At 56.8% G+C, this 13,528-nt stretch carries 12 protein-coding genes; 6 read left to right on the forward strand and 6 right to left on the reverse strand.

The window, feature by feature from the left end; genetic code table 11:
- Positions 1-60: 60 nt before the first annotated feature.
- On the forward strand, positions 61-471 hold the full coding sequence (fliS, locus tag KF784_03875) for a flagellar export chaperone FliS (GenBank protein MBX3118179.1): 411 nt from the start codon (positions 61-63) through the stop codon (positions 469-471).
- On the forward strand, positions 461-760 hold the full coding sequence (locus KF784_03880) for a hypothetical protein (protein MBX3118180.1): 300 nt from the start codon (positions 461-463) through the stop codon (positions 758-760). Before fliS ends, KF784_03880 begins: the two co-directional genes overlap by 11 nt.
- A gap of 12 nt (positions 761-772) precedes the next feature.
- On the opposite strand, the gene KF784_03885 is transcribed toward KF784_03880, so the two are convergent.
- Positions 773-1,483: a PEP-CTERM sorting domain-containing protein gene (locus tag KF784_03885; protein MBX3118181.1), complete on the reverse strand. Its 711-nt coding sequence runs from the start codon at positions 1,481-1,483 to the stop codon at positions 773-775.
- Between the two features lie 222 nt (positions 1,484-1,705).
- On the opposite strand from KF784_03885, the gene prfB reads away from it, so the two are divergent.
- Positions 1,706-2,812, forward strand: coding sequence for a peptide chain release factor 2 (prfB, locus tag KF784_03890; protein MBX3118182.1), 1,107 nt, complete (start codon positions 1,706-1,708; stop codon positions 2,810-2,812).
- Positions 2,813-3,124: 312 nt separating this feature from the next.
- Here prfB and KF784_03895 read toward each other — a convergent pair whose 3' ends face one another.
- The 4 genes from KF784_03895 to KF784_03910 form a co-directional block, all read right to left on the reverse strand.
- Entirely contained in the window at positions 3,125-4,126 is a 1,002-nt protein-coding gene (locus tag KF784_03895) for a phytanoyl-CoA dioxygenase family protein (protein MBX3118183.1), read from the reverse strand.
- A gap of 272 nt (positions 4,127-4,398) precedes the next feature.
- Positions 4,399-5,238 (reverse strand): endonuclease/exonuclease/phosphatase family protein, encoded by an 840-nt coding sequence (locus tag KF784_03900; protein MBX3118184.1) that lies wholly within the window; start codon positions 5,236-5,238, stop codon positions 4,399-4,401.
- A 15-nt stretch (positions 5,239-5,253) separates the two neighbouring features.
- Positions 5,254-6,186, reverse strand: a complete 933-nt coding sequence (locus KF784_03905) for a hypothetical protein (GenBank protein MBX3118185.1) — start codon at positions 6,184-6,186, stop codon at positions 5,254-5,256.
- Between the two features lie 92 nt (positions 6,187-6,278).
- Positions 6,279-7,355: an exo-alpha-sialidase gene (locus KF784_03910; protein MBX3118186.1), complete on the reverse strand. Its 1,077-nt coding sequence runs from the start codon at positions 7,353-7,355 to the stop codon at positions 6,279-6,281.
- Between the two features lie 271 nt (positions 7,356-7,626).
- Here KF784_03910 and KF784_03915 point away from each other — a divergent pair, with 271 nt between their 5' ends.
- The 3 genes from KF784_03915 (at position 7,627) to KF784_03925 (ending at position 10,207) form a co-directional block, all read left to right on the forward strand.
- Positions 7,627-8,055 (forward strand): DoxX family protein, encoded by a 429-nt coding sequence (locus KF784_03915; GenBank protein ID MBX3118187.1) that lies wholly within the window; start codon positions 7,627-7,629, stop codon positions 8,053-8,055.
- A 438-nt stretch (positions 8,056-8,493) separates the two neighbouring features.
- Positions 8,494-9,102, forward strand: a complete 609-nt coding sequence (locus KF784_03920) for a VOC family protein (GenBank protein ID MBX3118188.1) — start codon at positions 8,494-8,496, stop codon at positions 9,100-9,102.
- A gap of 220 nt (positions 9,103-9,322) precedes the next feature.
- A complete protein-coding gene (locus KF784_03925; GenBank protein ID MBX3118189.1) occupies positions 9,323-10,207 on the forward strand; it encodes a hypothetical protein in 885 nt (294 codons plus the stop codon).
- Positions 10,208-10,921: 714 nt separating this feature from the next.
- Here the strand turns inward: KF784_03925 and KF784_03930 are convergent.
- Positions 10,922-13,333 carry a zinc-dependent metalloprotease gene (locus tag KF784_03930; protein ID MBX3118190.1) on the reverse strand — a complete coding sequence of 804 codons (2,412 nt, stop codon included), beginning with the start codon at positions 13,331-13,333 and terminating at the stop codon, positions 10,922-10,924.
- Positions 13,334-13,528: the final 195 nt, after the last annotated feature.

Genomic DNA, 13,528 nt, shown 5'->3' on the forward strand with positions numbered 1-13,528 from the left:
TCTTGAGATTTTGAAAGTTGCTCCGACAATCCAAAGTGTCTCTAGGTGAGGAGTGGACCGTTGGCATATAACAAGTCGGCTTTAGAATACAAAAAGAACGCAGTCAATGGGGCGTCGCCCCTTCAGCTCATCGTAATGCTCTACGATGGCGCCCTTCGCTTTATGGAAGCTGGAAAGCACCATATGAAGGAGCGGAATCTCGAAAAGCAGAACGACAGTCTGCAAAAGGCTCAACGAATCGTTCTTGAGCTGATGGCTTCTCTGGACATGGAGAAGGGTGGAGAGATCGCCAAGAACCTTTTCTCGCTGTACGGCTACGTCACAAACGAACTGATCACGGCAAACATCAACGACGATCCCGTGCCGATCGACCGCTCGATCAAGGTCCTGAGCGATTTGCGCGAAAGTTGGGTTGCTCTCGAAAGCAGCCAGCATCTTGACGGACCAGCGGAGGCGCAGCTTGCCGCTTAGCCACTCGGCTGATCTGGCTCAGAAGCTCTTGCTCATCACGCTGGAGCTGGCGCAAACCTCTCCCGATGCCGAGACACTGCGGGGCTTGGTCCAAGCTCGTGCCGAAGTTCTCGACAAGCTCGAAAAGCTAAACCTCGATCCAAAGGCACGGCACATTCTCGCCCGTGTTCAGGACGCTGAAACCGAGGCGCTGCTGACCCTCCAAGATTGGCGTGGAGAGATCACCTCGGAAGTGACACTTTCGCGCCAGCACCGAGTGGCCGCAGAAACTTACGCTCGCGCGGCCTAACCCGAATACACGCTACTTCGATCTCTTTCGACGTCGAAGAAGCAATAATCCGCCTGCCGCAATTGCCGAGAGGCTTGCTGGCTCCGGCACCGCCTGAAACGCTCCGTGGACCTGGGCTTGAATCCCGGTAGGGTTCCTCCCGGCAAACACGGCATTCTGAACGCGGAATTCGAGCGTGTTCTCACCCGCCTTGAACATCTGACCGGTAAAGCCGGTGTCGAAGCTTGCCCAAGTCGCCCAAGGACGCTCGGCTTCATTCGTTCCGCCAATGTAGCTGCCGTTGAGATAAACCCCAATGCCGATGTCGTCGGACGCCCACCGACCCCACAGACGGAAGCGATATCCATCCAAAGTTTCTGGGTTTGGCCCGTTGTTCAAAGGGCCGCCGCCCGAGCCAAGACCTTCAATCATGAACTTGGTACGATAGACATAAAGCCCAGCTGGGGCATCTCCGTTGATCGTGGACCCTGGCGCAATCCACCGGCTCGTGCCTTGATCGGGTAACCAATAAGGTCCGTTGAGCGGGAAATAGCCCGTTAGGGGTGTGCGAGCCGCGCCGTTCACCGGCGAATCGACAAGTGTATAGTGCCCATCAGTAGCGGTATCTCCAAGTGCCGTGCCATTGTTATTGACGCCGGTGCCGTACAGCCCAGTGATCGACACCGCATGAACAGTGCCCGCAAAGCCTGCCAAAAATAAGATAGTCCAACCTTTCCAATACATGGGTGGCCTCCTTCAATTGCCACGAACTCCCCCATGAATTGAACAACAACATTTGCTCCTTTGGGATGCTTGCACACAAAATCTGGCAGTTCTGGCAGGGATGATGTTTGAACTTACAGTTGGCCCATTCAAGGTTCAAAATGCCGCAGCCGTTGTGCTCAAATCCAGACTTTCTATCACGCGCTTGGGTCTGCGTCAGGTACCTTCCCGGCATGCTGACTATTGAACAGCATCAAGCGCTGTCCGAAGCCAAGGGGCGGCTGGACGCTATCGGAGGTCATCTTTGACGTACCGATGCTTCAGCAACTCATACACGAGCTAGAAGAAAAATCTGCTCAACCCGATTACTGGAACGATCCCGCATCCGCGAACAAGGAGCTGCAAAAGCTGTCGCGCTTGAAGGGCATCCTCCAGCCTTTCTTAGCACTTACCAAAACCCAATTGGATATCCAGGAGATGTACGAACTCCTGCAGATGGAAGCCAGTCCCGAACTTGAGAAAGAGACGGACCAAATGGCGCTCCAATTCTTGAAGGACGTCGATGCGTTTGAACTCAAAACGCTCTTGAGCGGCGAGCACGACGACCGAAACGCGCTTCTCGAAATTAGCGCCGGAGCAGGCGGAACCGAAGCCTGCGACTGGGCCTCCATGCTCTTCCGGATCTACACTCGCTGGGCCGAGCGAAGGGGTTTTGCGCTTGAAGTCCTCAGCCAGACAGAGGGCGATGTTGCCGGCATCCGCAATGTCACTTTCCAGATCAAGGGCGACTTTGCCTACGGCTATCTCAAGAGTGAAAACGGGGTACATCGGCTCGTGCGAATTTCACCTTTCGACGCAAACTCACGACGCCACACCTCGTTTTGCCGCGTCGAAGTCATGCCCGAGTTTGAAGAAACCGAAGTCGATATCAACCCCGACGACCTCAAGGTCGAGACCCTCCGCGCAGGCGGCGCAGGCGGTCAGCACGTGAACAAAACCGAGTCGGCTGTGCGCCTCACCCACATCCCCACCGGGATTGTGGTCCAGTGCCAAAACGAGCGATCTCAGCATAAGAATCGAGCCTCCGCGATGACCGTTCTTGCGGCAAGGCTCAAAGAGCTTGAAACCGCCAAAACCGAAGATCAAGCGCGAGCGATCAAGGGAGTCATCGGTCCGGCGGAATGGGGGCGGCAGATCCGAAGCTATGTCATGCAGCCGTACACGATGGTGAAAGATCATCGGACAGCAGAGGAGACGGGCAACGTTATCGGCGTCCTTGACGGGGATATCGACGGCTTCATCGAGGCTTATCTGCGGCAAAAACCAACAGAAGACGCGTATGTCGATTAAACAATTCGAAATTACAGATCGCCGATTGCTGATTGCCGATAGCTGATAACCGATAGCCGATAGCTGATCACTGATTTTCATCCCTCCAACCGCTTGCGGTGGGGGGTCTAATCGCAGCCTTGTGTTGAGGCTCTGCGAACTCTGCGCCTCTGCGTGAGACTTCTCGGCAACGACGAGCGTTGCCCTCCCAGAGAAGCTCGCGTGACAGCCGATAGCCGATTGCCGATCGCCGATAGCTGATAGCTGATAGCTGATAGCCGATTGCCGATAGCTGATAGCCGATTGCTGACAGCCGACAGCCGATAGCCGATTTCAATCCTCATGCGGCTCAAGCGCTGGCTCCTGCGCTTCCATCGTCCCGTCTTTCGTCGCCATCATCATCGTTGGCGTCGCTCCCCGATCCGATACTGACGGCTCTGGCTTGAGCGCGGCGCAAGGCGTCCCGAACTTCGGCTTGGCGTAGGGGAGCGACGTGTTGCCTCTCGCCAGGATGTGCTTGTGGTTGCCCTCGTCCCAGGTGTTGTAGCTTCGGGCGTTGCTGTAGTGGCTGACAAAGGCGCGCCGGAAGCGGTCGGTCGTCTTGTTGCTCAGAGAGCGATGCAGAATATGCCCGCCGAAAAACGCCACGTCTCCCGGCTCCAGAATCACGGGCACCCAGTCGTTCTCGCGGTACTTGTTGGCGATGGGCCAGAGCGAGTTGCCGGGATCATCGTCGGTGTTGCTGTGCCCTCCTACCGCCGATACCTGATGAATCTCCTTGAGGTTGAAATCGCCGTAGCCATAGCCGTGCGCCGGTGGATAGACCGGCTCGGTCTGGCTTCCCCGCGCCATCCACATGCAGCCGTTCTCGATGTCGGCGCGGTCGAGCGCGATCCACGCCCCGATCAGTGTGTCCGGGAAGGTCGGAATGTAGTAGGTGTCCTGATGCCAGCCCTGACCGTCGGCCCCGGGAGCTTTGATAAACAGCATCGTCTGCATGGCGCTCACGTCCGGCCCGATCAGCGACTCCACGATGTCGAGCACGCGCGGATGCAGGAGCACCCGCTCATGGAGGGGGAGTTCGCGGTGGAGCATATGAATGCGCAAAAGCCGCTTCTCGATCTCTGCCGGGGTTGCGCCAGGGGGTGGGGGCTCAAGGCCGGGAACGGTGACACGCCCGTACATCAGGTCTTCGGTGTGGGCAACCAGCTCTTGGATGTCGCTGGGGGGTACGACACCGCGCGCGATCAGAAAGCCGTCGCGGCGAAAGGCTGTGTACTCCTCGACTGTGAGGATATAGCGGTCGTATCCCGGAATGCGGTTGAGCGTTTCCATGGCGATCTAAGTGACATTTTCCACGATGCTCGGCGTTCCTGGGTTGATTTTCTTCGGAATGTTTCACCCCAGCACGAAGTTCTCAGATGAGTCACGCAGAGTTTGGGGTGAATGCCCCTGCGAACTCTGCGTCTTAGCGTGAAAAAAGGTGAATGTCTCTGCGAACTCTGCGCCTTTGCGTGAAATATAGAGACGGAACTTCGCCCTGCCGCATCCTTCACCATTCCCAATCATCGTTCATCGTTCATCCTTCATCCTTCCTCACTCATCACTCATCGTTCATCGTTAACTATCTCCACCGTTGCAACTACCGGCGCGTGGTCGGAAATCCAGCGTCCGTCCACCTTGTCCTTCACAATTTCAGCAGACAAAACCTTGGTCTTCGCATCGACAAACAAGTAGTCGATCTTGTCCTTTCCGTAGCTTTTGAATCCGCTAAACGTGCCCACCTCATTCGCCTCTGGATGCAGGACGCGGAAAGAGTCGCGCCAACCCGCCTCTTTCAGGGCGCGGATCGCAGTGTTGTCCTCGCCAGCGTTGAAGTCGCCGGAGATGAGCACAGGATCGGCAGTGCCGCGTTCGGCGATGCGCTGGAGGAGCAGGGCGACGCTCTTCTCCCGGCTTGGCTGGGATTCATGGTCGAGGTGCAGGTTGTAGAGGTAGAAGTATCGGCCCGTCCCGAGGTCTTTGAAGAATGCCCAGGTGCAGATGCGCACGACGTTGTTCCCCCAACCCTTGGAAGCCACAACGTTGGGCGTATCTGAGAGCCAGAAGGTGTCGGATCGGAGGACTTTGAGACGGGAGGCGTCGAAGAGGATCGCGGAGAATTCTCCCTTGCTCTTGCCGTCGTCGCGGCCCACGCCGACGGACTGGTATCCGCTCATGCCCTCTAGCAGCTCGCCGATCTGGAAGTCGAGGACTTCCTGCATGCCGATGAGCTCGGGCCGCCGCTTTTGCAGGGCGGAGATCGTGGCGGGTTTTCGCAGCTTCCAATGGTTGTCTCCGTCGTTGGCTGTGCCGTAGCGGATGTTGAACGACATGACGGAGAGCGGGGCGGCGGGTTCCTGCACGATGATTGAGCTTAGCAGAGCGACGGCGGCGATCAGGGACATGGCATAAAGGATACGTCAGAGTGCGTCTCCGGGAAACCCTTCAAGGTCGTCCAGATAAGGTTTCCTCAACGTACTCAGATACCAATCCAGCTTGGCTTGAGCATAGCCGCGGCCCATACTCAACTGAGACATGATTTGATGAACGATCTCTTTCTCGAATGCATAGAGGTCTGTTGCAAGACTATCTTTAAGCCTCTCCGCGAGGAAATCAAGGGTGAGCCGCTCCTGCAAGTAATCAACGTTCTCAGCGATCAGACCTGCATCATGGATTTCCGATTCTGACTGGTTAAGAACTACGCCGGTGCCGATGCGGTTCGAAGATGTGTGAACTACAAATGGCGCTGAATTGATCGGATATGCAATTCCTGTGGCAAGCACAATCCAGAACTGAGCACGTCCTGATGTCTTGACGTTTGACAGAGTTTCCCAAATCCGAGCCGTGATCAATGAGCATTGCCCCAAGGCGTGAAAGGTCCAAAGAAAGAAATGACAGGTATCGCGACCGCCATGCTGCGTCCACTCAAGCTTGCCTGACCAGTTATCCACGCCTTCGATAAACCCATCATGCATCCAGTCCAATACTGCTTCTCGGCGATTCTGGTCCATCATTCTCCAGAGCACTTCACCTCGATACATCGCACGGTAAATGTCGATTTCCCCTGCTGGCCAGCTTTCTGCATTGAAAGTGAAATCACGCCAATGGATGAGGATTCCTGGGCAGAGGTAGTCGAAGAGTTCCCTCTGTAGCGGGGCGTGAGCCCAGTCCATCAGGCAGTACCAGTAGTCACTCCTTTCAATCTCATGCCAAGGCTTGCTCGACAGGATTTCGAGCTTTCTTTGACAACCGTCTACTTGCTCTTCGGTAACGACATCAGGCGGTTTTGGGTACCCGAAAATCTCGGTGATCTCGGCGACGAAGGGTCGGGCATACCAGGCCTGGATGTTCATTCTCGTGTTTGCATTATATGCGGCAAGAACTTGGTTCAAGCCCTTACCGCGAGCCTAAACGATCGCAATGCCCTTGGCGTAAGCTTCGTTTCTTACGGAGCCTCAACCCGCAAGGCGCGAATACCCTCGTCGCTCCACGCCGCGATCACCAAACCCCGGTCAGGGCTCGACGACGCAACCGGCGATAAACCTCGAACGGTGAGATCAACGGCCTCACCTGCCGGGTTCGTCATCGCAATCCCACGGCCTTTCATCCACAGCAGGTAAGGACCCTGTTTGCCATACACTGCCCAGGGCTGCTGCCCTGTGCCCAGTGCCCGCTCTTTGGACTCGGTACCTGCCATCGCATAGACCGTGCTTTCTGTGCGCCACGTCGTGACCACTTGCCCGGCATCGCCCACTGCAAGCGAGCCGCCATCCATCGGGCAGGCGTTCAATATCCATGTCTCCTGGCCTAACTTTTTGGCCGGGGAGAAGGTTTTTCCAAGATCGCCGCTGGACATCAAATACATATCCCGCGCCCCGTCGATCAGATTGCGAAACATCACGTAAAGCCGCCCTTTCATATCGAAAGTCATCGACGGATGACAACACTCGCAAATAGTCCCCGACGGCGACGCATAGACCAGCGAGTTCTTCGACCATGTTGCGCCTCCGTCCTTGGAGCTCGACATGTACAGCGTCGTGCCTTTTGCCCGCATGTCGAGCCAAGTGCAGGACACGGTGCCGTCGGGAGCGACTGCCATCGCATGCAAACCTTCCCTTGCCGCGCTCTCGACGTCGTTTACTCTTGCCGGACCGCTCCAGGTCTTGCCCTTATCTGCCGACTTCCAAGCCACAAGGTCGCCGTCTTGCCCACGCCCCACTGGCCCATAGATCGCCGAAACCGTGACAACGCCTTTGTGGACGGTAATCCGCGGCCCACGCCGCATACCCAGCGAGAGTTTTCCCGCTTCGCCGATCTTCGTGGGTTCGCCGTAGCTCTTGCCCCCGTCGTCAGAGGTCGATAGATACAGTGTGTTCGCCATTCCGAAGGCGATATAGATGCGGCGGTCAACGTCAATGGCAATTTGGGGCTCACGCGCGCGCTCAAATCCGGCTGGAGTGACGCTGACAACCGGCTCGGCAAAAACGTGTGCGACCGTCGAACAGAAGAGCAGAGCAAGCATAGGTATAGCATGCCCGAATTGAGTCGCTTGGGGCCAGCCTTAGCGTCGCAATGCGAATAAGTATCGAGTCGCGATCGCTCAGAACAGGTCTCCTTCATATCCATCAACCCCCTCCTCACCTCCAAAAAGGCGTATTCAAGAATAAGAGCTGGACTTAGCCCGGCAGGAAAGTCCTAGCGCAGAGCAGTTATTTAACGTCTTATATTTGCATTTGGAACTATTTTTTACAGTTGAGTGTTCACTCCTACGTAGCACTCGAAAGGAGACTCAAATGGAAAACTCAACACAACACAATCGAGATCGAACATCAGTCGATGTGGCTCTACTCGTCCTCCGCCTTTTCCTTGGCGTTATTTTCGCGATTCACGGCGCGCAGAAGTTTGGCGCTTTCGACGGCCCCGGCATCGAAGCGGTCGTAAAGGGCATGGGCCCGGTCGGCTATTTGGTGACCATCGGCGAACTCTTCGGCGGCCTCGGGCTGATCGTTGGATTTTTGTCCCGCTTTTCATCCGCAGCCCTAACCGTGATTATGATTGGCGCGATCCAAAAGGTTCACTTTGCCAACGGCTTCTTCATGCCGGGCGGATATGAGTACAACCTGGCGCTGATCGGCATGTCCTTGACCATTCTGATCGCAGGCCCAGGTCGGTATGCGTTTACAAATGTCCTGCCGCAAAAGGTACAGAAGTTTCTGAGCTAAAGCCAAGCGGGCTGGGTTCACCAGCTCCTACACTGGAAAGGATGTGTTGGCACAAAGTGGAAACTATGTCATGGCACAGGACACTTGCGGTGGAGGGTTCAACCGAACGCCTGTAGCTGACAGCTGATAGCTGATAGCCGACAGCTACTCTGGGACAGCATGGCTTTACATCCCTCCGCCGCTTGCGGTGGAGGGTCCAACCGACCGCCTGTAGCTGACAGCCGATAGCTGACAGCTGATAGCCGATAGCCGATAGCCGACTGCTACTCCGGGAGGGCAAGGCTTGACATCCCTCCGCCGCTTGCGGTGGAGGGTCCAACCGACCGCCTGTAGCTGACAGCTGACTGCTACTCCGGGAGGGCAAGGCTTGACATCCCTCCGCCGCTCGCGGTGGAGGGTCCAACGCCGATAGCTGATACCTGATAGCCGACAGCTACTATGGGAGGGCAACGCTCCGTCGTTGCCGAAAAGTCTCACAAAGGCGAAAAGTTTGGCTTGCAGGTAGCTGCTGGAGATTTTTACGAAAACCAAACCACGAACATGAACGACATCAAACCCAATAAACCCATCGACCCCGGTGTCCGAATCGGACACGTCCACCTCAAGGTCGCCGACCTTGACCGTGCGCTGGCATTCTACGTTGGTGTGCTGTGCTTTGAGCTCACCCAACGTTACGGGCGCGGCGCGGCATTCGTGTCGGCAGGCGGCTACCACCATCACATCGGCCTCAACACGTGGGAGAGCAAGGGCGGGTCGCCGCCCGCCCCCGGGACCACCGGCCTGTATCACCTGGCTATCCTCTATCCGAGCCGTGCCGCCCTCGCCGATGCCCTGCGGCGGCTGGTCGAGGCAGGAATTGAACTCGACGGGGCGAGCGATCACGGCGTGAGCGAAGCTCTCTACGTACGCGATCCAGACGGCAACGGCGTCGAGCTTTACTGGGATAGGCCGACGGAGCTTTGGCCCAAGACCCCCGAGGGTCATCTGGCGATGGTCAGCGAACCGTTGAACGTGGACAATTTGCTAAGCGAGATCGCTCCTGATTGATCCACGATTCCTGGCAGATCAGGGGCACCAACCACACTTCTGTTTCCTCGACCCGCAAACGAAAGCGGAGAAAAGCTGAGGCCTGTGTTGCCCCCAACCCCTCCGTGCCTCTGTGGTACTTAGTGCACTCTGTGAGAAATCCCTCCCTTGAGTCTCGCAAAATGCGCAAGTGCTCAGCTTCATTGCGCCTGAGCAAGAAATCCCGTGTACGATAAACAAAATGCTCACTCTTTTCGCATTGCTCTGCCTCTCTCAAAACCAACCGCAGCAGACCGGTCTTGCCGCCAAGTACCCGGCCGACCAAGGCATCGCCAAAGACCCCGCCGTCCTCTTTGCCGAGGACTTCGAGAAGAACGACATCACGATCTGGGAGGACAGAAAGGGTTCCCCCGTAATCACCGAACACGCACCGAACGGCGGCAAGAAGTGCATCGAGATGCCGATGACGCGCGGCAAGGACACCGGCGCGCATCTGGTGAAGTGGTTTATGCCGGGCGCCGACATCGTTTATGCCCGCTTCTACGTGAAGTTCGCGAAGGATTATCAGTACGCCCACCACTTCGTGATGCTTCTCGCCAACCCGCCAGAGAACAAATGGAAGGCGTTTGGCAAGGCGGGCCTTAAGCCGGACGGCTCCTATTTCTCCACCGGCATGGAGCCTTGGTTCGCGTGGGGAAAGAACCCACCACCAGGGGAGGTCAACCTCTACACCTACTATCCCGACATGGACATCGACCCCAAGATGAACAAGTATTGGGGCAACGCCTTCTTCCCTCCCGGACCAGGAAAGGGAGAGCCAGCCAGCTCAAAAAGAGTGATCCCACCGTTGGACAAGTGGCAATGCTGGGAGTTCATGATCCAGGCAAACTCTGCGCCCGAAAAGGCCGATGGCAAACAGGCAATGTGGGTGGATGGAAAGCTAATCGGCGAGTTCACCGGCATCCGCTGGCGCACCCGCAACGATGTAAAAGTCAACTGCTTCTGGCTGGAGCACTACGGCTACGACCCCGGCGACCCGACGAAGGCGTACTGGAAAGACAAGCAGTCGGTGTGGTTCGATGACATTGTGATTGCGACGAAATACATCGGGCCACGTTCGGGGTAGATGTCGGCCGTCGTTAATCGGCAGCCCTGACCGCTCTTATGTCTCTGGCAGAACCCGCAACGCACGCCGAGTTTGAGCAGAGGTCTCTGCGAACTCTGCACCTCTGCGTGAAGCCAAATTCTCTTTCTCGCAAAGACGCCAAGGCGCAAAGCCTATTCATCGTATCTCTTCGAACTTTGCGCCTCTGCGTAGGACTCTTCGGCGACGACGGAGCGTTGCCCTCCCAGAGTAGCAGTCGGCTATCGGCTATCAGCTATCAGCGTTAGACCCTCCACCGCAAGCGGCGGAGGGATATCTAGCCTTGCCCTCCCAGGGAAGCTATCGGATATCAGCGATCAGCTATCTACCTCTGCTTGCCTTCCTGCTTTCCCCTATTCATCACTCGTCATCCCTAAATCATCGCTTAGGAAATCAGCTTGTGCTCTCTCGCACCCTCTGTGCCTCTGTGGTGCTCCGTGCGCTCTGTGAGAAATCCCTTAGCTGATGATCGACCACTCGTTTCTTTCTCGCAAAGACGCCAAGGCGCAAAGTATCACGCGGCAACAACAGAGTGTTGTCATCCCATTCCCTCTGTGTCTCTGTGGTTCTCCGTGCGCTCTGTGAGAAATGACTTCCCTTGCCCTGCGCAACACCCTCTCCCAGATTTTTCATTCATCGGAAGAGGCATACCGCTCCCTCAAATCCAAAATCCAAAACCTAAAATCCAAAATCAGATCATCCGCCACAGCACCCGATCGGACTTCCCGGCAGAGGTGCAAGCGGTTTGGGAATGCGCCTTGCCGACTCTGCCGGCCGCGTCAAAAACCGCTCGATATCGGCAAGCATATCCTGAGCCATTTGCTTATCGAATCCCGATTTCGTCTTGGCCATTTGAGTCAGCTTTGCCTTCACCTCACCAAGCGCAATCATCACCCTCGACCGCACATTGCGCGGCACGTTGGCATCGGCAAGGTCCAGTAGCCGCTCCAAGTAAACCGCCTGAATGCCGCGCGAAATCTCCATCGTTCGAGGCTCCGTGTAGTTCAGGCCAAAGACAAAGTCGGTCGTCTTTTGCAACATCTCATCCAAGGACATCGGACCGACTCCTTCCCGCGTCCTCAACTCGACCATACGCACCGCTCGGATAGGGGAAAGGAGCTCAGCAAGCACCATGTCCGCAGCCGTATTCGCCGCTCCCAGAGCATCAAAAACGTACGTCGTGTTCGATTTGAACTTCTCGCGACTATCGCCATAGCCGGGGGCGCGCGGATTCAGAATGTTAAAAAGGCTGTGCGGCAGGTCCAGGTTCGCTGGATCAATGCACTTAAAGACAGCCTGCAAAGCCTCGCGCTGATTCTCCGCGCCGATCACCCGCATCGGCGGGTTCAACCCGCCATCTTTGACGGTGTGCGTATACATCACACCGCCGATCACCTTCAGAGCCGCATCCAGCGAGTACCGATGGTAGAAGTAAACCGGTCCAAGTACCTCTTCAAGCTCCGACCTCGGTTCCCCATCTCGGAGGTTGCGCTGGTCAAACCGGTCAAGCCCGATTTTGCGCACGGCAAGGCTGCTCAAAAGGTCGGCGACCGGGTCGTTGCCGTTGTCAAACCGGGTCGCCCTCCAATCGGCTCCACCCGAACCCGGCGCATCGTCGTCGGTGAGATAAAGCAACGGTGTTTTTTGAAGCTCGGCACGGATGGCCTGCACTTCGTCAACGCCTGGGCCGAAGTCGGCATAGCCAAGCTTGATCGCGAACTTGTCCCAATCCCCAACCCCCACGCCATAAGCGTTGCTCAGGTCGAGCGAGCCGTCTTCCTTCGGCACGATCAGCGGCGCGGGATAGTCCATCACCGAAGCCCGTCCGCCGTAAGTGCTGGCGGCGAAATTGTGGCGCAGACCGAGCGTGTGTCCAACCTCATGGGCCGATAACTGCCGAATCCGCATGAGCGCGATCTTCGAAAGCTCGTCTGGCTTGTCGGTGCCCATAAGCCCCTCGAAGATCTTCATGTCCTGACGCCCACGCGAAGAATCCAAACGCACCGCCCCCTTCAGAATCTCCCCGGTACGAGGATCGGTAAAGCTCCCGCCCACCGAATATCCCCGGGTAGAGCGGTGGATCCATTGGATCACGTTGTAGCGGATATCCAGCGGGTGCATGTCGGCGGGCATGATCTCCACCTTGAAAGCATCCAGATAACCCGCCTCTTCAAAAGCCTTCGCCCACCAGCTTGCTCCCTCGATCAATGCCGAACGGATCGGTTCTGGCGTCCCCCGATCCAGGTAGTAAACGACCGGCTTCTTCACGGGTGAGGGTGCAGCGCCTGGGTTCACTTTTTCCAGCCGATGCCGTGCAATCAAGCGCTTTAACAAGGGTTTGTCCAAGGGCGCCGAAAAGTCGTAGTAGGTGATCCCAAAGTAGCCCATTCGGGGGTCATAAAATCGGGGCTTAAAGCCGTCCGTGTCGGGCAGTTCCACTAAAGAGTGATGCTGGACAAGGCTTACATGCTTGGGGTTGGGGGTTGTCTCCCCCACCGCTCGGCTGCCTTGGCCCGTGAAAGTCAACTGCGCATCGAACTCCAAGTTCTTCGGGAAGGAGAAGCAGCTCTCTGGCATCAGAAAGCTCTTGCCCATATCCAGTGAGTAGCCCGACAACACCTGAGCGCTGCCGTGTGCATCGCGAACGAGGAAGTCCGTGAAATCGACGACAGTCGTCCCGTCGGCATCGCGCCCGGTGAGATTGCCCGACCACATCACCGAAGTCGGAAACGAAGCCGCCGCCGCTTGCCGTTCGGCTTCGTCGGGATTGCTGGCTCGGAAGGTCGTATTCACCGCTTCAACGATCGCCTTTGCTCCCCGAATCCGAATCCGGATGATGAACTCATCGCCACCCTCTCCACGGTCGAGCGAGATATCGTTCGACCCCATGCCGGTGGTCATCCCCTCGGCGTAGAGATACTCGCCCACCAGGCCATCGGGTGACTTGGGGGCGGGAAGCTTGAGATAGAGCTTGCCCGTGTTCTTGTCGATATAGTTCTCGATAAGACCGGTCCGCTTCTCAAGTCCCTTGACCGCGTCGGCGGTACTTGGAAGCGCTTGGGCTTGAAGCAGGCCCATGGATGCAGCGAGAATCAGTGACAGGGGCATGTCTTGTTATACATCATGAGCGGATCATAGGGCCAATTTGCCGCCGTCACCAACAAGAGGGATTTCTCACAGAGCGCACGGCGCACCACAGAGACGCAGAGGGATCGGGAGGGCACACAAGTTGATCCCAAAACGATGATTTAGGAATGATGAATGATGAATGAGGAATGAGGAATAGGGGAGAGCGGGAAGGCA

Source organism: Fimbriimonadaceae bacterium, from assembly GCA_019638775.1.
Taxonomy (GTDB): Bacteria; Armatimonadota; Fimbriimonadia; order Fimbriimonadales; family Fimbriimonadaceae; genus JAHBTD01.

Coding starts and splice junctions, on each gene's coding strand:
- KF784_03885 (MBX3118181.1), bottom strand. CDS start 1,483: ATGTATTGGAAAGGTTGGACTATCTTATTTTTGGCAGGCTTTGCGGGC.
- KF784_03895 (MBX3118183.1), bottom strand. CDS start 4,126: ATGGAAACGCTCAACCGCATTCCGGGATACGACCGCTATATCCTCACA.
- KF784_03900 (MBX3118184.1), bottom strand. CDS start 5,238: ATGTCCCTGATCGCCGCCGTCGCTCTGCTAAGCTCAATCATCGTGCAG.
- KF784_03905 (MBX3118185.1), bottom strand. CDS start 6,186: ATGAACATCCAGGCCTGGTATGCCCGACCCTTCGTCGCCGAGATCACC.
- KF784_03910 (MBX3118186.1), bottom strand. CDS start 7,355: ATGCTTGCTCTGCTCTTCTGTTCGACGGTCGCACACGTTTTTGCCGAG.
- KF784_03915 (MBX3118187.1), top strand. CDS start 7,627: ATGGAAAACTCAACACAACACAATCGAGATCGAACATCAGTCGATGTG.
- KF784_03920 (MBX3118188.1), top strand. CDS start 8,494: ATGGGAGGGCAACGCTCCGTCGTTGCCGAAAAGTCTCACAAAGGCGAA.
- KF784_03925 (MBX3118189.1), top strand. CDS start 9,323: ATGCTCACTCTTTTCGCATTGCTCTGCCTCTCTCAAAACCAACCGCAG.
- KF784_03930 (MBX3118190.1), bottom strand. CDS start 13,333: ATGCCCCTGTCACTGATTCTCGCTGCATCCATGGGCCTGCTTCAAGCC.